Annotated in this window: 24 protein-coding genes, 1 tRNA gene and 1 pseudogene; 11 read left to right on the top strand and 15 right to left on the bottom strand. The window is 29.0% G+C overall.

All coding sequences use genetic code 11. The annotated features are described in order from the left end of the window. Genes H9W90_RS00625 through H9W90_RS00610 form a run of 4 tightly spaced genes read right to left on the bottom strand, consistent with a single transcriptional unit; the run spans position 1 to position 3,399 of the window. The gene (locus tag H9W90_RS00625) at positions 1–492 is read right to left on the bottom strand and encodes a toxin-antitoxin system YwqK family antitoxin (protein WP_187482564.1); all 492 of its coding nucleotides are present in this window, start codon (positions 490–492) and stop codon (positions 1–3) included. Positions 493–520: 28 nt separating this feature from the next. After that, a complete protein-coding gene (locus tag H9W90_RS00620) occupies positions 521–1,600 on the bottom strand; it encodes a diphosphomevalonate decarboxylase (RefSeq protein ID WP_187482563.1) in 1,080 nt (359 codons plus the stop codon). Between the two features lie 36 nt (positions 1,601–1,636). Continuing rightward, positions 1,637–2,350: a LytR/AlgR family response regulator transcription factor gene (locus H9W90_RS00615; RefSeq protein WP_187482562.1), complete on the bottom strand. Its 714-nt coding sequence runs from the start codon at positions 2,348–2,350 to the stop codon at positions 1,637–1,639. Next, positions 2,347–3,399: a sensor histidine kinase gene (locus H9W90_RS00610; RefSeq protein ID WP_187482561.1), complete on the bottom strand. Its 1,053-nt coding sequence runs from the start codon at positions 3,397–3,399 to the stop codon at positions 2,347–2,349. Before H9W90_RS00610 ends, H9W90_RS00615 begins: the two co-directional genes overlap by 4 nt. A 204-nt stretch (positions 3,400–3,603) precedes the next feature. Here H9W90_RS00610 and H9W90_RS00605 point away from each other — a divergent pair, with 204 nt between their 5' ends. From H9W90_RS00605 to H9W90_RS00590, 4 genes are all read left to right on the top strand, one after another. Next, on the top strand, positions 3,604–3,942 hold the full coding sequence (locus H9W90_RS00605) for a MotA/TolQ/ExbB proton channel family protein (RefSeq protein WP_187482560.1): 339 nt from the start codon (positions 3,604–3,606) through the stop codon (positions 3,940–3,942). A 64-nt stretch (positions 3,943–4,006) separates the two neighbouring features. Then, entirely contained in the window at positions 4,007–4,612 is a 606-nt protein-coding gene (locus tag H9W90_RS00600; RefSeq protein WP_187482559.1) for a thiamine diphosphokinase, read from the top strand. A 9-nt stretch (positions 4,613–4,621) separates the two neighbouring features. Beyond that, complete coding sequence (locus H9W90_RS00595) at positions 4,622–4,855, top strand: hypothetical protein (RefSeq protein ID WP_187482558.1); 234 nt, start codon at positions 4,622–4,624, stop codon at positions 4,853–4,855. 33 nt (positions 4,856–4,888) lie between these two features. Further along, positions 4,889–5,272 carry a VOC family protein gene (locus H9W90_RS00590; protein ID WP_187482557.1) on the top strand — a complete coding sequence of 128 codons (384 nt, stop codon included), beginning with the start codon at positions 4,889–4,891 and terminating at the stop codon, positions 5,270–5,272. A gap of 21 nt (positions 5,273–5,293) precedes the next feature. On the opposite strand, the gene H9W90_RS00585 is transcribed toward H9W90_RS00590, so the two are convergent. The 5 genes and pseudogenes from H9W90_RS00585 to H9W90_RS00570 form a co-directional block, all read right to left on the bottom strand. Further along, the gene (locus H9W90_RS00585; protein ID WP_187482556.1) at positions 5,294–5,848 is read right to left on the bottom strand and encodes a thioredoxin family protein; all 555 of its coding nucleotides are present in this window, start codon (positions 5,846–5,848) and stop codon (positions 5,294–5,296) included. A 7-nt stretch (positions 5,849–5,855) separates the two neighbouring features. Then, positions 5,856–7,067 (bottom strand): BaiN/RdsA family NAD(P)/FAD-dependent oxidoreductase, encoded by a 1,212-nt coding sequence (locus H9W90_RS00580; protein ID WP_187482555.1) that lies wholly within the window; start codon positions 7,065–7,067, stop codon positions 5,856–5,858. Then, a complete protein-coding gene (locus H9W90_RS00575) occupies positions 7,064–7,990 on the bottom strand; it encodes a GYDIA family GHMP kinase (RefSeq protein WP_187482554.1) in 927 nt (308 codons plus the stop codon). Before H9W90_RS00575 ends, H9W90_RS00580 begins: the two co-directional genes overlap by 4 nt. Continuing rightward, entirely contained in the window at positions 7,990–8,442 is a 453-nt protein-coding gene (locus tag H9W90_RS15545) for a DUF1569 domain-containing protein (RefSeq protein ID WP_437440072.1), read from the bottom strand. Before H9W90_RS15545 ends, H9W90_RS00575 begins: the two co-directional genes overlap by 1 nt. Positions 8,443–8,448: 6 nt before the next feature. Then, positions 8,449–9,717: pseudogene (locus tag H9W90_RS00570) on the bottom strand (hydroxymethylglutaryl-CoA reductase, degradative); the annotation flags it as partial. Positions 9,718–9,860: 143 nt separating this feature from the next. On the opposite strand from H9W90_RS00570, the gene H9W90_RS00565 reads away from it, so the two are divergent. From H9W90_RS00565 to H9W90_RS00550, 4 genes are all read left to right on the top strand, one after another. Next, positions 9,861–12,083 (top strand): S9 family peptidase, encoded by a 2,223-nt coding sequence (locus H9W90_RS00565; protein WP_187482552.1) that lies wholly within the window; start codon positions 9,861–9,863, stop codon positions 12,081–12,083. Between the two features lie 6 nt (positions 12,084–12,089). Next, positions 12,090–13,631 (top strand): peptide MFS transporter, encoded by a 1,542-nt coding sequence (locus H9W90_RS00560; protein ID WP_187482551.1) that lies wholly within the window; start codon positions 12,090–12,092, stop codon positions 13,629–13,631. 69 nt (positions 13,632–13,700) lie between these two features. Further along, positions 13,701–15,257, top strand: coding sequence for a peptide MFS transporter (locus H9W90_RS00555; protein ID WP_187482550.1), 1,557 nt, complete (start codon positions 13,701–13,703; stop codon positions 15,255–15,257). A 37-nt stretch (positions 15,258–15,294) separates the two neighbouring features. Next, positions 15,295–15,813, top strand: a complete 519-nt coding sequence (locus H9W90_RS00550) for a thioredoxin family protein (RefSeq protein WP_187482549.1) — start codon at positions 15,295–15,297, stop codon at positions 15,811–15,813. Here the strand turns inward: H9W90_RS00550 and H9W90_RS00545 are convergent, their stop codons facing one another. The 5 genes from H9W90_RS00545 to surE all read right to left on the bottom strand — a co-directional run bounded on the left by H9W90_RS00545 (position 15,814) and on the right by surE (position 20,551). Then, positions 15,814–17,832, bottom strand: a complete 2,019-nt coding sequence (locus tag H9W90_RS00545; RefSeq protein WP_187482548.1) for a ComEC/Rec2 family competence protein — start codon at positions 17,830–17,832, stop codon at positions 15,814–15,816. 72 nt (positions 17,833–17,904) lie between these two features. Further along, on the bottom strand, positions 17,905–18,384 hold the full coding sequence (locus tag H9W90_RS00540; RefSeq protein WP_187482547.1) for a C40 family peptidase: 480 nt from the start codon (positions 18,382–18,384) through the stop codon (positions 17,905–17,907). Between the two features lie 4 nt (positions 18,385–18,388). Then, entirely contained in the window at positions 18,389–19,504 is a 1,116-nt protein-coding gene (gene lpxB / locus H9W90_RS00535; RefSeq protein ID WP_187482546.1) for a lipid-A-disaccharide synthase, read from the bottom strand. Position 19,505: 1 nt separating this feature from the next. Beyond that, on the bottom strand, positions 19,506–19,793 hold the full coding sequence (locus H9W90_RS00530) for a hypothetical protein (protein WP_187482545.1): 288 nt from the start codon (positions 19,791–19,793) through the stop codon (positions 19,506–19,508). After that, positions 19,781–20,551 carry a 5'/3'-nucleotidase SurE gene (gene surE, locus H9W90_RS00525; protein WP_187482544.1) on the bottom strand — a complete coding sequence of 257 codons (771 nt, stop codon included), beginning with the start codon at positions 20,549–20,551 and terminating at the stop codon, positions 19,781–19,783. Before surE ends, H9W90_RS00530 begins: the two co-directional genes overlap by 13 nt. A 273-nt stretch (positions 20,552–20,824) precedes the next feature. Between surE and H9W90_RS00520 the strand changes: the two genes are divergently transcribed. The 3 genes from H9W90_RS00520 (at position 20,825) to H9W90_RS00510 (ending at position 24,263) form a co-directional block, all read left to right on the top strand. Continuing rightward, positions 20,825–22,954 (top strand): carboxy terminal-processing peptidase, encoded by a 2,130-nt coding sequence (locus tag H9W90_RS00520; protein ID WP_187482543.1) that lies wholly within the window; start codon positions 20,825–20,827, stop codon positions 22,952–22,954. A 68-nt stretch (positions 22,955–23,022) separates the two neighbouring features. Further along, a complete protein-coding gene (locus H9W90_RS00515) occupies positions 23,023–23,469 on the top strand; it encodes an acyl-CoA thioesterase (RefSeq protein ID WP_187482542.1) in 447 nt (148 codons plus the stop codon). After that, entirely contained in the window at positions 23,469–24,263 is a 795-nt protein-coding gene (locus H9W90_RS00510; protein WP_187482541.1) for a DNA/RNA non-specific endonuclease, read from the top strand. The genes H9W90_RS00515 and H9W90_RS00510 overlap by 1 nt, the downstream gene beginning before the upstream one ends. 43 nt (positions 24,264–24,306) lie before the next feature. Here H9W90_RS00510 and H9W90_RS00505 read toward each other — a convergent pair. Then, positions 24,307–24,388: transfer RNA gene (locus H9W90_RS00505), tRNA-Leu, on the bottom strand. Positions 24,389–24,422 lie beyond the last annotated feature (34 nt).

Genomic DNA, 24,422 nt, shown 5'->3' with positions numbered 1-24,422 from the left:
TCAAATATTTTTGTAAAAAGTTTTCCAAATTCCTACTTTTTCACCTTTATTATATTTTCCTTTTTCCTGAATTTTTCCGTTCTTGTAGTACACCTTCCAACTTCCTTCTCTTAATCCAGCTTCGTACTTACCTATTCTTTTCATTTCTCCAGTATCATAATACTCGTAGAATTTACCTTCAGGTTTCCCATCAACATAATTCACTTTCTGAAAATTTGCTCCATTTTCATGAAAATAGTTTACAGCTCCAACATAAACTTCTTTGTTAGGTTTATTAGTTTTACTTAAACCCTCCATTTGTTTTTTTCCAGAAACGTAATAATCAACAATCCAATAACCATTGTCTACTTTCTTGGGAGCAGGTCTATAGTAAGCAGCTTTTTCCTTTGTAGAAAGGTTCCAATTAGAATCGAAATAAACAGTTTCTTGGGCTGATAATGATGATGTTAAAAACCCAACAACAATTAAAATAAGTACAGTTGTAGTTTTCATAAGAACGTGTTTTTAATTGCTGAAGATGTTACAGCTTTTTTGCTCCAAAACCGACAGTATCACAAATATAGTGATTTTTCTGACAGTATTTAGATAATTGATTATCAATAAATTGATTCACTTTTTCCTTTTCCTTTTCTGGATACAACACATGTACATTTGCACCTGCATCTAAAGTAAAACAAATATTACTATTGTTTTCTTCACGATATTCCCAAATTTTGTTGATAATTTCTAACGTATTGGGTTTCATTAAAATAAAATAGGGATTGCTTGTCATCATCATTGCATGCAATGTTAACGCTTCACTTTCTACTAAATTTACAAAAGCTTTTATATCTCCATTTTGAAGAATTTTTGAAAGCTTTGCAAGATTGTCATTCGCTTGTACAAATCTATTTTCTGCGTACGGATGATTCTGCATTAAGTTATGCCCAACAGTACTAGAAACTTGCTTTTCTCCTTTATCTACCAACAAAATTGCATCTTGGTAATTCTCGAAAACCGAATGCACTTTGTAAGGAAACTGAACTCCAAATAAATCTGAACTTCCTTCAATTTTCGGATGATTTCCCCAAACAACCAGAGGACCTTCTACACTTCTACTTGCACTTCCAGAACCTAAACGTGCTAAAAAAGATGCTTTTTTACTAATAAATTCTTGCGTTAAATCTGAATTTAGTACATTTTCTAAACTCATTAAACACATTGCAATAGCACTTAAACCACTTGCAGAAGAGGCAATTCCGCTTGAGTGTGGAAAAGAATTTTCTGAATGAATTGTCATTCTATAATCGAAAATATAAGGGCAATATTCTGCTACTCTTTTAAAAAATTCTGCAATTTTAGGTTTGAACTCTTCTTTCTTTTTTCCTTCAAAAAATAAATCAAACTCTACATCTGTTGAAGTTTCTTTTTTAGAAAACTCGATAGTAGTAATTGTATGACAATTTTTTAAAGTAAAGCTAATAGAAGCATTTTTTGGAATTTGAGGATTACTTTTTCCCCAATATTTTACCAATGCAATATTGCTTGGTGTTTGCCATTTAAAACTTACTTTTTCTACTGAATTTGTATTTTTTTTCGGAATGAATTGTGCTGCACTCAAATTTTAGAATTTTCAACAAAGATAAAACTATTTAGCCTAATTTTCTTCTAACTTTTTAAGTACATTTTCTTTATAAGTTCTACTAATAGGAATTGCATTTTTTGCTATTTCCACAAACTCATTTGTGTAAGATTCTATTTTATTAAAATTGATAATATAAGATCTATGAATTCTTAAAAAAGTGCGTTTTGGCAACTTGGTTTCTATGTTACTAATTGTTTCTCTTGTAACTATAATTTTATCTACTAAATGAATTTTAATATAATCGGAAAGACTTTCTATATAAAGAATTTCGTCAAAAATAATCTTTACCATTTTACGGTCTGAACGCACAAAAACAGCATCATTTTCAGTTGTATCTTCTTTACTTTTAACTGAATCTTCAGCACTTATTTTGGTCTCAAAAAACTTATTAATTGCTTGTAGAAAACGGTCAAAAGAAATTGGTTTTAACAAATAATCTACCGCCTGTAGATCGAAACCATCTACAGCATATTCTCTGTAAGCTGTTGTAAAAATAATTTTAGAATTTTTGTTGATGGATTTTGCCAAAGACAAACCAGAAATATCTGGCATATTAATATCTAGAAAAAACAAATCAATTTTTTGATGATTCATGATTTCAAAAGCTTCCATGGCATTTTTACAGCTTTTAATTAAGTTTAAATTAGGAACTTTGTCTACAAAAGAAGTAATTATTTCTCTTGCAACTGGCTCGTCATCAACAATAACACAATTTATTTTACTCATTTCTTTTTTAAATCGATTCTTAAAGTTACTCTAAATATAGATTTTTCTTCAAGTATTTCTAATTGATATTTATTAGGAAACAACATTTCTAATCGCTTTTTTATGTTCTCTAACCCGATACCAGATATTGATTTTGCTGTTTCTTTTGACGTGTTTTCAACTTTAAAAAACAGCGAATTATCATCAGTTTTTAAATTGATATCTACTTTTAAAACTTCTTGTACAATTGCACCATGTTTAAAACTATTTTCTAAAAACGGAATTAATAACATTGGTGGAATTTGCAATAATTTATTTGTATTTTCTTTTTTAAAATTGACTTCTAACGTGTCATGAAAACGCATTTTTTCCAAAGAAATATAATCTTCTAAATGATTTATTTCTTCATCTAAAACAACAGTTGGTTTATCTACTTGATATAAAATATAATCTAATAAATTAGAAAGTTTTAAGATCATATCTGGAGTTTCATCTGCTTTTTTTATTGCAAAACCATAAATTGTATTTAAAGAATTAAACAAAAAATGTGGGTGAATCTGCATCTTCAAAAACTTTAATTCTTGTTCTTTTAATTGCAATTGTGTTTGTAAAAATCTTGTTTCTAAATGTTTTTTTTCTTCCAGTGATTTATAATTGTGTTTTAAAATTTTTAAACTACTTGCCAAGGCAACTATTAACAAAACACAGACTAAAATTACAGATGCGCTTTTTGTTAACATTGGCATTTGCTGAAATTCTAAATTAAAGAAAAACACGAATCCAAAAGCCATAGTCATTAAAACTGCTGTGGTTACAAAAACTGATGCATAAAAAGAATACAATGCAAACTGCTTGTGTTTTTTTTCTAATAGATAATTTGGAATTAAATCATACACAAAAACATACGAAGCAACTATTGAAATAACACTGAGAATGGTAGAAAACCAAAATAAAAATTCTTTATTAGAAGTACCAACGCTAAAAAAAACATAAAAGAAAAACCATATCAAAAACCAAAAAAGGAAATGAAGTCCAACTTTTCTAACAGAAAAAAATATGTTTTTTTGCATGTTGCAAAATAAAAAAAACAAGTTGTTTTATTAAGAAATAGAGATGAAATACAGATTTTAATCTCGAAAAAGCAAAAAATGCTTCTTTTTAATAAAAACAAACGTCCTTTTGTAGAAAACAAAAACATACTGGTTATTCATCGCAATTAAAATTAAATAACTTAAATTAAAAATATATTTGAAACGAATTTAAAAACTAATATTATGAACTTAATTAACGAAGGCGGACCATTATTTATGGTTTCATTGCTAATTTTACTAATTGTTACTATTTTTTTAGTAGCTAAAGGACTTAAAAACAACACTTCAAAAAACCTAGAACTTATTAAAGCTGTAAGTTTATTTGCTTTAGTTTTTGGTTTTTTTGGTTTTATTTTGGGCTTAATTAATGCATTGGATATGATTTCTGATACTTCTGAAATTGCTCCAGGTATTTTAGCTGGCGGAATAAAAAGAGGAATCTTACCTCCTACTTTAGGAACTTTTATATTTCTTATAGGTCGATTAGGAGTTATTGTTATTACTTGGATGAAAAAGGAATAGTTTTAAATTAATTACTATTAAAAATACCCATTTCATTATTTTTGAAATGGGTATTTTTGTAACTATGAAAAACAAAAAAGTTTTTTTATTATTAAATGGTGAAGCTCCCATAAAAACACCAGACCTTTCTAATTATGATATCATTTGTGCAACAGATGGTGCTTATCAATATTTAAAAGAAAATAATATAAAACCTAATTTTATTAGTGGCGATTTCGATTCTCTAAATGAAATACCCAATACTATTGAAATAATAAAAACTCCAAATCAAGATTATACAGATTTTGATAAAATTTTACAAATCTTGTTTGATAAAGGCTTTAAAACCATTGATGTTTTTGGTGCAAGTGGAAAAGAACAAGATCATTTTTTAGGAAATTTACACACCGCAATTCAATGGAAAGAAAAATTAAACCTTACTTTTTTTGATAATCATAGTTATTATTTTTTGGCTGACAAATCAACTCAAATACCAAACTGTAAAAACAATATTATTTCTTTAATTCCATTTCCGAAAGCAACAAATATCAACACAAAAGGGTTACAATATTCTTTAAATAATGAAGATTTAATTTTTGGGGAAAGAATTGGTACAAGAAACAAAGCTATTAATAACCTAATATCTATTACTTTTGAAGTTGGAGAATTGTTTATTTTCGTCAATCAATAAAACAAAAAAATGTCTAGAAAAATAAAATTATTGTGGGATTTTAGAGGTCCAGATGCCAAAGAAACTGCAAAACACCATACTATTCATTTAAAAGAATTTACAACTATAGAAAACCTTGAATTTATAGAAATTGATATTCAAGAGAAAAATCCTATGCTTTTTTCTGCTTTTATAACTGTAAATGAAAATGATATGAAAACCTTTAGAGATGCTTTAAAACCTCATCGTGGGGAAATTGCATAATTCTATATATTTCTAAAATGAAACCTTTATTCAATGCACACTTTCACATTCAATCATATAGCACTTTCAGTTAAAAATGTAGATAAATCTGTTGCTTTTTATCAAAAAGTACTTCAACTAAAAGAGATTAAAAATACTGCTTCTGAATCAAAAACTAGATGGTTGTCTTTAAACGATAGTTTACAACTTCACTTAATTCCTCGTCCAGATTCTGAAATAAAAACAAATAAAGCTGTTCATTTTGCTTTATCAACTGCAGATTTGGATTCATTTGTAAATTATCTAAAAGATTTAAAAATTGATTATTCTGATTGGCTTGGCACAATAAACAAAGACTACATAAGAAAAGATGGAATAAAACAAATTTACTTTCAAGACCCAAATGGATATTGGATTGAAATAAATGACGATGTTTAATATATTAAACAATTAACAAAATTATTTCCACTTTATACCACAACCCATACTTGGTTTTTGGTTTTCTAAAGCAGGTTTATTTTCTAGTAAATTATTTAAAGATGTTCGTAAATCATTTCCAGTAACTGGTTTTCCGTTTCCAGGTCTAGAATTATCTAATTGTCCGTGATAGATGGCTTTTAAATCCGTATCAAAAGCATAAAAATCTGGTGTACAAGCTGCATCATAAGCTTTTGCAACATCTTGTGTTTCATCAAATAAATACGGAAAAGGATAGTTTTCTTTTATTGCTAATTCCTTCATTAATTCGGGTGAATCTTGCGGAAAATTGTCAACATCATTAGAACTAATTGCTATAAAATTAACACCTTTTTGCTGGTATTCATTGGCTATTTTAACCAGCTCATTATTTACATGAATTACAAACGGACAGTGATTACAAATAAACATAATTACGGTTCCTTTCTTCCCTTTTAAATCATTTAGAGAATAAAACTTATTGTCAACTGTATTTATTAATTTAAAATCTGGAGCTGTTTTTCCATTTTTAAATTCATTAGATTCTGTTCTTGCCATAATATTTTTAATTTTCTGCTAAAGCTTTTGCACAAATAAAACCTCCAGTCCACGCATTTTGGAAATTAAAACCTCCAGTAACTGCGTCAATATTTAAAACTTCACCTACAAAAAATAGGTTGTTGTATTTTTTACTTTCGAAACGTTTAAAATTAATTTCTTTTAAATCTACACCACCTGCAGTTACAAATTCATCTTTAAAAGTAGTTCTACCATTTGCATTGTAAACCCCTTTTGTTAATTGGTTTGCTAATTTTTCTAATTGAGAATTATTTAAATCTGCCCAATTTTGAGATTTAGAAATATCGGAAAACAAGACAAAACGTTCCCATAATCTTTTTGAGATTTCTGAAAAAGGAGATTTTAAAATCACAGTTTTGCGTGGTTCTTTCTTTTTTAAATTTAATAAAACATTTAACACTTTATCTGTTGGTCTAGACAACCAATTTACCTCAACATTATATTGATAATTTTTATCAGCTAAAATTCTTGCTCCAAAGGCAGAGAGTTTTAAAACTGCTGGTCCACTCATTCCCCAATGTGTAATTAACAAAGGGCCTGAAGCTTCTAGTTTTGTACCAACAATGCTTACTGTTGCTTCTGGAACTGAAGTTCCTAATAAATCTACCAACCTTTTGTCATTTATATTAAATGTAAATAAAGATGGAACAGGCTCAATAATTGTATGATCTAATGTTTTACACAATTCCCATACTTTTTTAGAACTTCCAGCAGCAATTACTACTTTATCTGCTTCAAAAACTTGTTCTTTTGTGTTAACAATCCATTTATTTTCTTGTTGATAAACTGAATTTACACCACAGTTTGTTAACACTTTAATATTCAACTTATCAACAGCTTTTTGAAAACAATCTATAATTGCTTGGCTTGTATTTGCTTCTGGAAAAACACGATTATCGTCTTCTATTTTTAAAGGAACTCCTCTATCATCAAACCATTCAAAAGTATCTCCCGTCATAAATTGATGAAAAGGCCCCAATAACTCTTTTTCTCCTCTTGGATAAAATTTAACCAATTCTTTTGGTTCAAAACAAGCATGCGTTACATTACATCTTCCACCTCCAGAAATTTTTACTTTTTGTAAAACATCTTTCCCTTTTTCAAGAATTATAATGTCTAATTCAGGATTATTTTCTTTCGCATTTATTGCTGTAAAATATCCTGCTGCTCCTCCTCCAATAATTACTACTTTACTCATAAAATCATTTCTGAATACGAAAGAATTGTTTCAAATCCTTTATTTTTAAAATAAGTTGGCGTTGTTGAGTTTCCTGTAACTAATACAAAATCTCCACCCCAAGCTCCTAAACTTTTTATTTCTCCAAAATAATCTGGAAATAATTTTTCTTTAACTGGTTTCAATTTAATTATTGAACTGATAATTTGCTCGTGTTCAACAATTAATTTATTAAAATCTATAATTGATTTTACTGTTAAAAATTCATCAGAAATAGCAGAAATTCTTTCTATTTCTTTCTGAAAAATTTCTCCACTTTCTCTAAATTTTGCGATTCCTTCTTTAGAATCTTGCTTCTGATTTAAGTGAACAAAAAACAAGTTTTCTTTAAAACTAGGGTTGAATTCTACTTTTTCAATTATAGGTTTCTTATTTTCAATTTGATAAAAAATTGGTGTGCTATTTTGCGCACAAGCAATATCATAACCACTTCCTTTAAAAGAATTCCATAATAGTTGAAAAGCATCTACTTTTGCCCAACTTGCAATAGAATTTATTAATGTAGATGAGCTTCCTAAACCCCAATCTCTAGGAAAAGTCAATTCCGTTTTTACAACAAATCCGTTTTCTGTTTCTAAAAAATCTGGATTCATTCTTTTTGCTTCTTTTAAAATATCCAATAAAGTCTCTGCAATTATATCTGCATTTCCTTCTTTATCAGAATTAAAAGTCGCTGACATTAAACGTAGTTTTTTTAAATCGAAAATTGCTTCAAACCAACATTCTCCTTCGCTTGTAAAACTACCCCAAATAATCTCTTGCTCTAGTATTTTTTCAACAATTAAATCTTGCCCAAATTTTGTTGGAACTGCTAAAGATTTTGCGCCATCTAAAACAAGGTATTCTCCCGTTAATAAAAGTTTTCCGTTGGAATAAAAGTTCATTATAACAAGTTGAATTGTTTAAAATGATGTGTAAAATGTTTTACATGAAATTTTTGCCAATATTCATAATCTAATTCACCAAAAAACGGATGATTTTCTATTTTTGCAGTTTTAAAATGATTTTTAAAATTTTCTGTTTGTAAAATTAGATCATCTATAGATTCTTGAATTGTAGCAAACTTCACATCATAAGGTTCTTCAGACAACATTGATGCTTTAAAACCAACTTGCAACTCTCCTTCTGTATTTAAAAATGCTTTCCTTCTTGCAGATTTTTCATCTTCAATAAAATAATCTGCATTAACTTCTCCATTAGAAATTTTCATTAAAAAACTTAAATGTTCAATCATTTGTTGACCATTCATTTTTCCAAAAACTGGTTTTGCATCTGCTTTTAAAGTTGATAATTTCGAGCGAACTTCATCACAATTTAAAAAAGAAACCCAATTAATTTTTGGCTTTCTTAACTCATTAAATTTAGTTACAACTGCTGAATGAGAAACTGTTCTTTTATCAAAATAAGTAGTAATTTCTTTTTTTTCAGCTTCTGTTGCGCCTAACTGATTTAGAATATTTTGCAAGTGCATTTTCATATGCCCATGCTGAATTCCTTTAGTTGTTAAAGCTCTTAAAGCTGCAAAATTTTGTGCCAAACCTGCTGCTGCCATAATTTGCATTAAAGTTCTTGCTGATGGTTTTTGCAACATTTCTAATGACAATTTTGCCATTGGATGCAAAGCAGTTAACCCACCAACAGTTCCTAAAGCTAGTGGAATTTCTATCCAAAATTTAAAAATACCATCATCAATAGAACAATGAGATAAACTTGCATATTGCCCAGAACGAGCTGCGTAAGAATGTGCACCAGCTTCTACTGCTCTAAAATCGTTACCTGTTGCTAAAACAACTGCATCGATTCCGTTCATAATCCCTTTATTGTGAGTAACTGCTCTGTAAGGTTCTATTTCTGCTATTTTTACTGCTTGGTAGAATTTCTCTGCAAATTTCTGTGGATTTTCTCCACCTAAATCTTCTATTTTACAACTTACTTCTGCTCTTACCAAACATTCTGGAACGTAATTAGAAAGAATACTCATTACAATTTCTATATCATCATTTTCAAACTTTTTAGCAATTGCTTCTAAACAAGAATTGATAAAGTTTGCGCCCATAGAATCTTTCGTTTCGAAAGTTACATGCAATTGGTAATAGTTTGGTAATTTTTCGGTTTTGTCTACTAATTTTATATCTAAAATTCCTCCTCCACGTTTTTCCATGTTTTTTGTTATGGAAGCTGTAGCTGCAAATAATTCTGTTTTATTTAAGCTGAAATAATTTTCTAACTCTTTTTTATCGCCAGCAAACATAAAATGGACTTGCCCTATTTTTGTAGTTCCTAAAACTGTTGTTTTAAAGCCACCTCTTGTACTCCAATATTTTGCTACCAAAGAAGCTGCTGCAACTACAGAACTTTCTTCAACCACCATTGGAATTACATAAGTTCTACCATTTATATTAAAATTTGGTGCAACACCAAAAGGCATATAAAAGTTAGAGATTGTGTTTTCTATAAAATCGTCATGAAGTTCTTGTAAATCATTATCAACATTCCAATATTGTTTAATGACATTTATGGTTTCTTGTTGATTATTGAAGTAATTCTCTGTTAACCACTGTATTTTTTCTTCTTTGGTAAACTTCGAAAATCCTGATATTATTTTGCTCATTTATCTTTCTATAAACTATCTACAGCAAATATAATTCAATCCTATAAAACAATAGAGGATATTCAAGATTTCTCATTTTTTAGGAGTTTTTTTGCTGATTTTTCCGTAAACTTGGCAAACTTTTATTAAATACGAAGTCCATAATGAAAAAAGGAGTCATTTTAGCATCTATCCTATTATTTATCATAGGTTGTAAAGAAAATTCAGAAACAACATCAACACTTATTACTGGAAACAAAGAAATAACTCTTGAAGAGATTTGGGATGGTACTTTCTCGCCAGAAAGAATGAATTCGTTAAATTCTATGAATGGCGATTTCTATTCTTTGTTAAATACCGATAAGGAAACAAAAGCAACAACTGTAGATAAATATAGCTACAAAACTTTAGAGAAAGTTGAAACGATTGTTAGCAGTGCAGATTTAAAGGATTTAGATGGTTTTTCTTCCTACAGTTTTAATAATGATGAAACAAAAATTATTTTAGGAACTGATTTTGAGAAGATTTATAGACATTCTTATAAAGGTACTTTTTATGGTTATGATATTGCATCAAAAAAACTGACCTTAATAGGTAAAGGAATTCAAGAACCTGTTTTTTCTCCTGACAACAAAAAGGTTGCTTACGCAAAAGACAACAATCTTTTTATAAAAGATTTTTCTAAAAATAAAATTACTCAAGTTACTAAAGACGGAAAAAAGAACAGTATTATTAATGGAATTACTGACTGGGTATACGAAGAGGAATTTGCTTTTGTAAGAGCTTTTGAGTGGAGCAACAATAGTAAGTATTTAGCTTTTTTACGTTTCGACGAAACCAATGTTCCAACTTTTTCAATGGATATTGTTGGTAACGATTTATACCCTAAACAACAAGTTTTTAAATACCCAAAAGCGGGTGAAAAAAATGCAGACGTAACTTTACACATGTATGCAGTTTCTTCTAAAAATAGTAAGAAAATTTCTTTGGGAGATTATGAATATATTCCAAGAATTAAATGGTCTAATGATGATAACATTTTAGTTGCAACGACTTTAAATCGTCATCAAAATGATTTAAAATTACACACTGTAAATGCCTCAAACAACAACGCAAAAGTTCTTTTAAACGAAACTGATAAAGCTTATGTTGACATTACAGATAATCTTACTTTTTTAGATGACAACAGTTTTATTTGGACAAGCGAAAAAGATGGTTACAATCATATTTATCATTATAATTCAGCTGGTAAATTGATAAACCAAGTTACAAAAGGAAATTGGGAAGTAACTAATTACTATGGCTTTAATAAAGACAAAAATACAATTTATTATCAATCTGTAGAAAATGGATCTACAAATAGAGGGGTTTATTCTATAGGTTTAGATGGAAAAAACAAAAAACTTCTGACTAATGAAAACGGGCAAAGTAGTGCTGCTTTTAGCAACAACTTAAATTACTTTATTAGTACTTTTTCATCATCAGAAATTCCACCAATTTACTCTCTATATTCTGGTGAAGGAGAAATGCTAAAAGTGATAAAAGACAATGCTAAATTAAAAGAAAACTTGTCTGAATATAAAATGAGTCCTAAAGAATTTTCAACAATAAACATCAATGGAAATGATTTGAATATGTGGATGATTAAACCCGCAGATTTTGATGAAAGTAAAAAATACCCAATGTTAATGTTCCAATATTCTGGACCAGGTTCTCAACAAGTAGCAAACAGATGGAATGGCAGCAATGATTATTGGCATAATATGTTAGCACAAAAAGGCATGGTTGTGGTTTGTGTAGATGGAAGAGGAACAGGCTTAAAAGGTGCAGACTTTAAAAAAGTAACTCAAAAAGAGTTAGGGAAATATGAAGTTGAAGACCAAATTGCAGCTGCAAAAAAATTAGCCGAGCGTACATATATCGATGAAGACAATATTGGTATTTGGGGTTGGTCTTATGGTGGCTTTATGAGTACAAATTGCTTATTAAAAGGAAGTGATATTTTTACGACAGCAATAGCAGTTGCACCAGTAACTTCTTGGCGTTTTTACGATTCTGTATATACAGAACGTTATATGCAAACACCACAAGAAAATGCAAGTGGTTATGATGATAATTCACCAATAAATTATGCAGATAAATTAGAAGGAAACTACTTATTAGTTCATGGAACTGGAGATGACAATGTACATGTACAAAACAGTTACAGAATGATAAATGCATTAGTTGAAGCAAATAAACAATTTGATATGTTTATTGTACCAGATAGAACTCACGGAATTTATAAAGGGAAAAACACTCGATTGAATTTGTATACAAAAATGACAAACTACATCGAAGAAAACTTAAATAAAAAGTCAGATAAATCAATAGAAATTAAAGGATAATTAATTATGTTAGACAAAGGAGTTAGCACAACAGCAGAAGACCCACAAATGTTCGGTCATCCAAAAGGATTATTTTACTTATTTTTTGCAGAACTATGGGAACGTTTTAGTTTCTATGGAATGAGAGCATTATTAATGCTTTACATGGTTCAAGAAATTTTTAAAGCCCTATCAGAAAGAGACGTAGCAGCCGCTGCTGTTTACGCTTCTTATGGTTCTTTAGTATATGCCTCTACAGTGATTGGAGGAAGAATTTCTGATAAAATTTTAGGAATGCGTAGTTCTATCTTTTTAGGCGGAATTTTAATGGCAATTGGTCATTTTGTTTTAGCTATAGAAAATGATATTGCTTTCTTTTTAGCGCTTGCATTTATTATTGTTGGTAATGGTTTTTTTAAACCAAACATATCAACTTTTGTTGGTTCTTTATATAAAGATGGAGACAGAAGAAAAGATTCTGGTTTTACAATTTTCTATATGGGAATTAACATTGGAGGTTTTGCAGCACCACTTTTATGTGGATGGTTAGCTGCCTCATATGGTTGGCATTATGGATTTGGTTTAGCTGGAATTGGAATGTTAGCAGGTTTAATTTTCTTTTGGAGTGGAATAAAAAAGAATGTTTTTGGAGAAAGAGGTTTACCACCTAATCAAGAGATTTATGAAAAGAAAATATTAGGTATTCCACAAAAAACATTTATACCAATTGTTTCTCTATTAGCAACTCCTTTAATTGCATATATTTTAGCTTCTTACAAAGCTATTGCTGGAGGGGAATCATTTTTAGGAGATCAAAACTATGTAAATTTAATCTTTAAATTTATAGGTATTGGTATTGTAATTTATATGGGTACAATTATCTCTAAATCAAATCCTGATGAACGTAAAAAGCTAATTATGGCTTTACTAATCACCTTTTTCATGACACTATTCTGGGGTTTTCATGAATTATCTGGAAGTGTAATTACCTTATTCGCAGATAGAAATGTTGCTTTGGATGGTATAATGAATGCAAGTCAAACAAACTCTTTAAACTCGTTAGTAATAATTGCATTATCTATACCTGTTTCATTATTATGGGCTTACCTTTCTAAAAGAAATTTAAACCCAAGAACTCCATATAAATTTGGATTAGGTTTAGTTTTAGCCGGTGCAAGTTTTTACATTTTATCTTTAAGTGGTGGAAGCGCAGATGAAAATGGAATGGTTCCTTTTGCTTATTTATTTATAATGTATTTTATATTGTCTATTGGAGAGTTGTTTATGTCTCCTGTTGGTTTATCAAAAATTACTGACCTATCGCCGAAAAGAATTGTTTCATTTATGATGGGAGTATGGTTCTTATCTTCAGCTTTTGCTTTTCAAATTGTAGGTTTTATCTCTAAACAACTAGCAATTGAAAGTACAGATGTTAATGTTGGCGGTTTGGAAACATTGAGCACATACACAGATGGTTTTCATTTAATAGCAATGTATTCTTTAGGTGCTGGTGCAATTGTATTATTATTCTCTCCATTAATGAAAAAACTAATGGGCAACGTACATTAAAAAAAACTTTTCACAAACCTCATAAACTAAAATTTATGAGGTTTTTTTTGTTTTCTAAAATCAAATATTATGAGCACAACAGCAACATCAAAAGAATTTAGTTTACTAAACCATAAGCCAGCATTATTTGTTTTATTCTTTACAGAAATGTGGGAACGCTTTTCATACTATGGAATGCGTGCAATCTTTGTTTTATTTTTAACAGCATCTTTTTCTGATGGTGGCTGGGAATGGACCAGAGAAAGAGCTTTGGGTTTATTAGGTATCTATACAAGTTCTGTGTATTTAACTCCATTAATTGGAGGTATTATTGCTGATAAGTTACTTGGATATCAAAAAGCTGTTGCTTTAGGAGCTTTAGTTATGACTTTAGGACATGCTGCAATGTCTATGGAAACAGAAACCACCTTATATATTGGTATTGGTTTATTAATTATTGGTAATGGTCTTTTTAAACCAAACGTAACCTCTATGGTCAGTGGTTTGTATGACAAATATCCAGAACGTAAAGATGGGGCTTTTACCATTTTTTATATGGGCGTAAATGCAGGTGGCTTTTTAGGCGTTTTGCTATGTGGTTTTTTAGCAAATAATTTAAGTTACTCTTGGGGATTTGGTTTGGCAGGAATATTCATGTTCTTGGGAACTTTACAATTTTGGTTTGGTAGAGAAATTTTTGAAAGTGTAGGTATCTCGCCAAGTAAAAAAGTAGACTTATCTGATGCAATTAAAAATATAGGAGAACAAGATATTAAAGAGAATAATACGCCAGACAATGTTCAACGAGACAGGTATATTGTTGTTGGCATTTTAGCCTTTTTTACAGTTTTCTTTTGGTGGGCTTTTGAACAAGCAAGCGGTTCTATGAACATATTTGCAAGAGATTATACACAAAGAGCATTAACGGGTAATTCTGCTTTAACTTTTAAAGTTATTGATGTTTTAGTTTCAACTGTCCCATTAATTATAATTTCTTGGGTTTTATTAAAATTATTTGGACAAACGTTTAAAAAAATATCACTTTCTAATATTGTTTTAGGAATAAGTTTTTTAAGTATTTGGGGAATTGTAGTTTGGAAATTAAGCGTAATTATACCGCAACAGAATGCAGAAATAGAGGCTTCTTGGTTTCTAATTTTAAACTCTCTTTTTATCATCTTTTTAGCGCCGTTATTTTCTAAATGGTGGGAAAGTAAATTCAATCCTTCTGCAGCTGTAAAATTTGGAATAGGAATGATTTTGTTAGGAATAGGTTTTGGTGCATTAGCGTATGGCTCAAGCTCTATTCCACAAGGAGCTAAAACAGCTTCTGTTAGTTTAATTTGGTTAGTTTTAGCTTACTTATTTCACACAATGGGAGAATTATGTGTGTCTCCTGTTGGACTTTCTTATGTATCTAAATTAGTACCTGCAAAGAAAATTGGAATGATGTTTGGAATTTGGTATTTAGTAAACGCTTTGGGAAATTATCTGGCAGCCAAAACCGGTAGCTACATAGACCCAATTGTTGAAGAATATTCTATGTCTTTTTTCTTCTTAATTTTTACGATAATTCCAGCATCTGTAGGCTTAATATTTTTGATATTAAACCCAATAATAAAAAGATTAATGCATGGAATTAGATAATTTGTAAATTTGGTACACAATTTGCGACCATTAAATTATGAAAAATATAGTTTTACCTTTTACATTATTTCTTGCCACCATTACTTTTAATGCGCAAGAAAAAGTCAAGTGGTTATCTTTTGAAGAAGCAATTAAACTAAATAAAGAAAATCCAAAACCAATTATAATTGATGTCTACACAGACTGGTGTGGCTTTTGTAAAAAGATGGATTTAGAAACGTATTCAAATAATACAATTGCAACTTTTATTAATAAAAATTTTTACGCCATTAAATTAGATGGTGAAGAGAAAAAGGATATTGTTTATAAAGAGTATACTTTTAAATACCAAAAAGAAGGTAGACGTGGTTATCATCAATTACCAGCTACTTTAATGAATGGTAAATTGTCTTATCCTACCACAATATTTTTAACAAAAGACGAAGAATTATTGCAAAGTATTCCTGGATATTTAGACAAGAAAACTTTTGAAAAAGTTGTTAATTATTTTTCATCAAATGCCCACAACACAAAAAAATGGGAAGATTTTGAAAAAGATTTTAAGAGCAGTTTGTAATTATCTCTTTAAAATAAAAGCTCCATGTTTATTGGTGTCATAAAACGGAACATTTTCTGTTTGGCAAATCTTTTTCCAATGCTCTACATAACTTCTATAATTAGATCCATCTGCAATAATTTGTGATGGATTTATTGTTTTAATCAACCTTTCTAAATTAATTTTTGGTGAATATTGCAAAACTACAATTGGTTTTTGTAAACCCTTAATTTTATAGACACCTAAACTATCTATAACTAAAATATTGTCATCATAAAAATTGATAAGATTCTTAAAATTAGTTTGTTGAATTTCTTTAATATCTTCAGCAATTCTGTAAGATTTTAGACTATAATCATTATCAAAATTTACAGAATCTAAATCGTGTTGCAAATACAACTGCTCTCCTACTCTTTTTCCTATAACTGCATGTCTAGTTTTATGAAAAACAACTAACTCATTTCGGCTTTCTTTATTTTTAACTTCAATAAAATAAATAGTTTGTAGTACGAGAATAGAAGTCAAAAAATAAAGTAGTTTGTTAGGCCTCATATCAAGAAAAAAACGAACTCCAAAAACAATTAAAAGGTACCAAATAATCATCATAAAAAATGAGATTGATATCTCTTTAAAAAGAAAATCCTCTTGTTTAGAAATCCAACTCACAAAAGTATTCATCCAAGAAATTACTGTTCCATAAATGGTAACTATAAAATCTGGCAAAAAGTTAATCAGCGATAAAAAAATAACCAAAATACCACCTATTAAAACATACATTAAACAAGGAATTATCACAAAATTTGACAGAAGAAACAAGCCCGGAAATTGTTGAAAATAAAAAATACTTAAAGGTAAAACTCCTAATTGGGCAGCAACAGAAACCGTTAACAATTGCCAGAAAAAATTAGTTATTTTAAATTTAGGTTTCCATATGTCTGCTAATTTTGGTTGTACCCAAATAATACCAAAAACTGCTAAATAACTTAATTGAAAACCAACATCAAACAGAAACATTGGTTTTACAATTAACAGGAAAAACATAGAAGTAATCAAAGAAAAAGTAATGACATTTTTTCGCTGAAAAGTTTGCCCAACTGCCAAAAAAGTAAACATAGTTACAGCTCTTACTACTGAAGCTGATAAACCAGCAATAAAAGCAAACATCCATAATAATAAAACAATACAGAAAGTTTTTAAAAATCGTCCGTATTTTAATTTTTCTAAAGGCTTTAATATAAATGTTAGAAGTAATAAAATTACACCAACATGCAAACCAGATACTGCTAAAACATGAATTGCTCCAGCTCTTTGATAATCTTCAATTAGATCTTTAGAAATATCTTGTCTTTGTCCAAGTAGCAGAGCATTGATAACATTAAGTTCATCTTTTTTAAATGTGTGTTTTTCTAAAGATTTCTGAATATAATTTCTAAAACTAGAAGACAAACCAACTAAAGAAAAATCCTTACTTTCTAATTTCAAAAACTGTTCTTTTTCTATATAAACTTGTTGGTAAATTCCTTGCTTTTCTAAATATGTTTTATAATTAAATTGATGAGGATTTGAAGCTGGTTTTATTGCTAAAAAAGTAGGTTTTAGCAATAGTTTATCATCTACTTTTAAAGGAATAAATAAGCTATCTTTTTGAATATTTAAAAGAATTTCACCGCGTGTTTTTATCGAATCTACTTGAGCAACTTCAACTTGATATTTATTATGATAAACTCCATGTTTTAAAACTTTTTTAACAGTAAAAACTGTTGTCGAATTTTCTTTTAAATGATTCTGATAATAGTCTTTATGATTCCTACCATCATTTACATAAACAGTTGCAATTCCTATTAAAAAGAAAGAAATAAAAGTTAAAATTGTAGTAATTATTTTATTTCTAACTAAAAATAAAAGTACAAGTAAGGAAAGAAAAAAAATAGCAATATTAGCGACGCCAAAATTCCAAATTTGAGTATAAAATTGTGTGATAATACCAATAACCCCAAGCACAACAAAGTGCATGGGTAAATAATAAATTAACCTTTTCATAGCAAGTTAAAGATAAAAAAAATATTTTATCTTAACTATTATTTGCTCAAAATCAATATTTTAAAAAGTAATTTAAAGAATAGCTGTAGCTTTTACAAAAGCATTTTTCCAATATTTTTCTGATAATAATGAAATAATAACTCCTCTGGAAGTAGTAGAATGGATAAAACGAATCTGTCCTTTTTTAACAGAAGTTACCAAACCAACATGATTGATATTTCTTCCACTTTTACTTGTTTTGAAAAATAATAAATCGCCTTTTTTAGCTTTACTTAAAGGAATTTTCTTTCCTCTTTTAGCCATATCTCTCGAGATTCTTGGCAACTGAACATTTTCTTCACCAAAGGCAACATAAATTACCCCAGAACAATCCATTCCTCTTTTAGTTGTTCCGCCAAACTTATAACGAACACCTTTGTATTTGATAGCATTTGCAACGATTTTATCAACTTTAGAATTTGATTTCGTAGTATTTGAAACAGCTTTTTTAGATGATGAACAAGAACTCATCAAAAATGCAAAAATTGCTATAAAGAATAGTTGTTTTGTCATCTTATTATTCTGTCTTTAAATCTGCTACAATTTGTTTTGCTACTTTTCTAGACGCCCCTTTGCCTCCTAAAACTTGTTCTAATTTGTAATATTCTTCAAAAATAGTTTCTCTTTTAGTGGCATCTAAAATGTTTGTCAGTTCGTTTTTTAAGTTTTGTTTTGTAAAATCGTTTTGTATCAATTCTTTTACAACTTCTTTGTCCATAATTAAATTTACCAAAGAAATATATTTTAAAGTAATTATTCTTTTTGCAATTTGATAAGAAATATTACCACCTTTATAACAAACAACTTGTGGCACTTTAAATAACGCTGTTTCTAAAGTTGCCGTTCCAGAAGCAACAACAGCTGCAAAAGAAACACTTAATAAATCGTAAGTTTTATTGTTAATAAAACTTACTTTTTTATCTCCTATTATTTGTTGATAAAAAGACAAATCTTGACTTGGAGCACCAGCAACCACAAACTGGAAATCAGAAAAATCATCTACCAAAGAAACCATTACAGATAACATTTTGGTTATTTCTTGCTTTCTACTTCCTGGTAATAATGCAACTATTGGCTTGTTATTTAGATTATATTTTTTTCTGAATTCACTTTCTAAAACTTGTTCTCTTCCTGCGATTGCATCAATTAACGGATGTCCAACAAAGGTAACTTCATAATTATATTTCTTATAAAAATCCTTTTCAAAAGGAAGAATCACAAACATTTTATCGATATCTCTTTTAATATCTTTTACTCTGCTTGCTCTGCTTGCCCAAACTTGGGGAGAAATATAATAATTAGTTCTAAAACCTTTTTCTTTAGCCCATTTTGCAACTCTTAAATTAAATCCAGAATTATCTATAAAAATAATTACATCTGGGTTAAAATTAGCAATATCTTTTTTACAAAACTTTATAAACCCTAATACTTTAGATAAGTTTTTTAACACTTCAAAAAAGCCCATAAAAGCTCTTTCTTTGTAATGACTAACCAAAGTTCCTCCTACTTCTTGCATTAAATCTCCACCCCAAAAACGAATATCAGCAGTTGTATCTTCCCTATATAAAGCCTTCATTAAATTAGAACCATGTAAATCTCCAGAAGCTTCACCAGCAATAATGTAATATTTCATATTAGAAAAACTTTAGTATTAATGTAGTCAAAGCAATTAAAATTGTAGCAATTAAAACACCTTTTGCTCTATTATCTTGTTTCTTTTTTATAAATATAAAAAAAACAAACAAATTAGGAATTGCTGCTAAAGACAATACTTTACCATATAATTTTCCTTGCTTTATCATTTCTATAGTTTCGTAAAAACCAAAACGAGAAAAATATTCTAAATACAAAAAGATACCTCCAAATGTTGCAAATAGAGAGATTAGAATTCCAACAAATATTTCCTTTTTTACAGTTCCCAAGAATTTAATTTTTGAATCATATGATGTGCAGTCATATCAAATTGAACAGGAACAACAGAAACGTAACCATTTTCTAAAGCATAAATATCTGTGTCTTGACCTTTGTCTCTGTTTACAAACTCTCCAGAAAGCCAATAATATTCTTTACCAAATGGGCTTTTACGCTTGTCGAAATTTTCTTTCCAAACTCCATTTGCTTGTCTACAAACCTTTACCCCTTTAATTTCTTCTTTCTTTAAATTAGGAATATTTACGTTTAAAACAATCCCTTCTGGCATTCCGTTTAACAATGCATTTAAAGTTATATTTTTTACATATTCTTCAGATGGTTTAAAATCTGCATGCCATTTAAAATCTAATAAAGAAAAACCAATTGCAGGAATTCCTTCTATACCAGCTTCTACAGCTGCACTCATGGTACCAGAATAAATAACATTTATAGAAGAATTTGCTCCGTGATTAATTCCTGAAACACATAAATCTGGTTTTCTATTTAAGATTTCACTTACTGCCATTTTTACACAATCTGCAGGAGTTCCAGAACAGGTATATTCTAATTGTGGTCCATCATCAATAGTTATTGGGTTGCAATGCAAAACATTATCAACAGTAATTGCATGTCCCATTCCACTTTGTGGACTATCTGGTGCAACAACAACAACATCTCCAATTTTATTCATAATTTGTATTAAAGCTCTAATTCCTGGAGCAGTAATTCCATCATCATTGGTTACTAAAATTAATGGTTTCTCTTGCATAAAATCAATTTAAAATTAAGAAGTTAAGACAAAAACAGGTTACGAATATTGAATTTATTTTTTGATGCTTGAACCTATTTATGCAAATGTAATTTATTTTGAGCGATTTTCTTTTTAACATTTTGTAAAGAATAACGCTTTATAAATTTATGTAACATTGTAATGATTTAATAAAAAAGTAGAAAGTAAAAGTCAATTTAAAAAAATTGGCACTATTTTAGTAGTCTATCAAAAAGAATTAGTAATAAAAAAAAAAATTACGACATAAAGTTTATGAGAACGATACATAAGTATACCCTATTTTTAGCAGTTTTTTTGTTCACCGCAAACTTTACTGCAGAAGCATCAAATGTAAATGTTAATTCAGATCCAGAAAAAGACAAAGTTTTAATTTACGTTTTAAAAAACATCTTAACTCGTGGGCATTTTGTTGTGAAAGACATGAATGATGATTTTTCTGAACAAGTTTTTAATGATTTTATCGATGGTTTAGATCCAAGTAAGAGATACTTTACTCAAAAGGATATGAAAGAATTTTCTAAATTCAAGTATGAAATAGATAATCAATTATTAAACGATGATCTTTCTTTTTATAACCTAGTTTACAATCGATTTACAGATAAGATTAAAAATGCTAAATCTTATTATACTGAATTATTAGAGCAACCTTTTAATTTTAACAAAAAAGAATCTATAGATATAGATTATGATAAAGTTCCGTTTGCAAAAAATGAAAGTGAGTTAATTGATTATTGGCGTAAACAACTTAAATTAAACACTTTAAGCAGAGTTCAAGAAAAAACAGAACAACAAGAAGAAAAAGTAAAAACAGATAAGAATTTTAAGAAAAAATCTTTTAAAACTTTTGAAAAAGAAGCAAGAGCAGAAGTTCTAAAAAACATGAATGAGCTTTATTTAAGAATTGAAGAATTAGAACATGAAGATTGGTTTTCTACTTTTTTAAATAGTGTTGTTGGAGCATTCGATCCTCATACAACATATATGGCACCAAGAATTAAAGAACGTTTCGACCAAGACATGTCTGGTAAATTGGAAGGTATTGGTGCAAGACTTCAGAAAAAAGGAATTTACACTCACGTTTTCGAATTAGTATCTGGAGGTCCAGCCTGGAAACAAGGAGATCTTGAAGCAGGAGATATTATTTTAAAAGTTGCACAAGGTAAAGAAGAGCCTTTAGATATTGTTGGTATGCGTTTAGATGATGCTATAAAATTTATCAAAGGAAAAAAAGGAACAGAAGTAAGATTAACCGTTAAGAAAAAATTAGATGGTTCTACAGAAGTAATTTCTATTACAAGAGATGTTGTAGAATTAGAGGAAACTTTTGTAAAATCTACTGTGGTAGAAAAAGATGGAAAAAAATTCGGAATTATAGATTTACCTAAATTTTACATAGATTTTGATGAACAAAACTATAGAGATTCTGCAAAAGACATGGAAAAAGAAATCGAACGTTTAAAAAGCGAAGGTGTTTCTGGTTTACTTATAGATTTAAGAAATAATGGTGGTGGTTCTTTAAAAACTGCCATAGAAATTAGTGGTTTATTTATAGATAAAGGTCCAATAGTACAAGTAAAATACAGAGGCGAAAAACCAAGTGTAAAAAATGATACAGACCCAAAAGTTCAATGGGATGGTTCTGTGGTTGTTTTGGTAAATGAGTTTTCAGCATCTGCATCAGAAATTTTTGCAGCAGCAATGCAAGACTATAAAAGAGCAGTAATTATTGGTGGAAATCAAACTTATGGAAAAGGAACTGTTCAAAATATTTTACCAATAAATCAATTTTATCCAAAATATGAAAAAGATTTAGGATACCTAAAAATGACCATTCAAAAATTCTACAGAATTAATGGAGGATCTACACAAATAGAAGGCGTTTATTCAGACATTGCGATGCCAAGTAGATATAGTTATATGAAATTTGGAGAACGCGATTTAGATGGTGCTTTAATTTGGGATAAAGTTCCACAAGCAAATTATACACAAACAAATTCATACGCTAATTTTGCTGATGTAGTTTATAACAGTAAAGAAAGAATTGCTTCTAACAAAAAATTTAGACTGATAAATGAATATGCAAAATGGTTAAAAGAAAACCAAGATGACACTTCTTACTCTTTAAATTTCAAATCTTTTTCTAAAGAAACTGAAGCAAAAGAAAAAGATGCAAAAAAGTTTAAATCTGTTTTCGATTACAAATCTAATTTAACTTTTTCATCTCCAAGTTATGAAATGCAGTTCTTAAAAAAGGATTCTGTTTTAGCTGATAAAAGAATTGCTTGGCATAAAAATTTAGCAAAAGACATTTATGTTTCTGAAGCTCTTAATGTTTTAAGCGAATTAAAATTGAAAAATTCTTCCGAAGTAATAAAAAACTAACCTATAATATTCAAATCATTTAAATCGAATCTTTTTCTAAAAAGATTCGATTTTTTAATTCAACAATAATGAGTTTTAAAGTAACATTTGCAACAAAATGGGCAGATTTCGACCCAAACAGACACATGCGTCATACAGCATATAATGATTATGCAGCAGAAGTAAGGGTAAGATATTTTGCAGAACATAATTTCTCTATCCATGAGTTTACCAAACACAATCTTGGACCAATTCTTTTTACTGAAGAAACTTCTTTTAGAAAAGAAGTCCATTTAGGAGAAAATATTACTGTAAACATAAAATTAGCAGGTTTATCTAAAAATAACGAACGCTGGAAATTAGTTCACGAAGTTTTTAATGAAGCTGGTAAAATTTCCGCAGTTATAAAAGTTTATGGAGCTTGGATAGATTTAACAAAAAGAAAACTAACAATTCCTCCGAAAGAAGCACAACGTTTATTTGATGCAGCAGAAAAATCAGAAAATTTTGAAGAAATTCTATTATCTAAAAAATAATGAAACCAAAAAAAATTATTGCTCTTATTGCATTATTAATATTATTTAGTGTCTATTATTTTCAAGAAAAAAATAAAAACACATCCACTATAAATGCTATTGAAAACAATAAAGCCAACTTTAATTTTCTACCAACATCAACAACAGGCGTTGTTGTCAAACACAATGGTTATAGTTTATCTTATTCAGAAAAACATGAGCAAGCAGAATGGATTGCCTATTCTTTAGACAAAAAAGACATTGTTTACACTAATCGTAAGCGTCCTTATTTTAATGAAGACCCAAAAGTAAAAACTAAATCTGCAGATTGGAGAAGTTATAAAAATTCTGGTTATGACAGAGGTCATTTATGTCCTGCTGGAGATAGAAGATTAACATTAGATGGTTACAATGAAACCTTTTTAACTTCTAATATTTCTCCTCAAAACCACGAATTTAACGCAGGTATTTGGAACAAACTAGAGCAAAAAACACGTTATTGGGCAAAAAAATACAATCATTTATATGTTGTAACAGGTGGCATTTTAGAAAATAATCTTCCAACTATAGGAAAAGATAAAGTTTCAGTTCCTAATCAATTTTATAAAATATTATTAGATTATACAGAACCCGAAATAAAAGCAATTGCCTTTCTACTACCTCATAAAGAGAGTAATAAGCCACTAAATAATTTTGTTATTTCTATTGATGAATTAGAAGAAAAGACAGGCATTGATTTTTTTCCAAATTTACCAGACAACATCGAAAATAAACTCGAAGCTTCTAGCAATTATAAAAACTGGAGTTTTAGATAATAAAAAAAAGCTCATCTAAATTAGATGAGCTTTTTTAGTTTTGTACAGGCGGAGAGACTCGAACTCTCACACCTCGCGGCACTAGATCCTAAGTCTAGCGTGTCTACCAATTCCACCACGCCTGCAACTTATCCGATAATTCGGGATGCAAATATAAAC

Source organism: Polaribacter pectinis, from assembly GCF_014352875.1.
GTDB classification, from domain to species: Bacteria; Bacteroidota; Bacteroidia; order Flavobacteriales; family Flavobacteriaceae; genus Polaribacter; species Polaribacter pectinis.
This window is presented reverse-complemented; position numbering and strand designations above follow the sequence as displayed.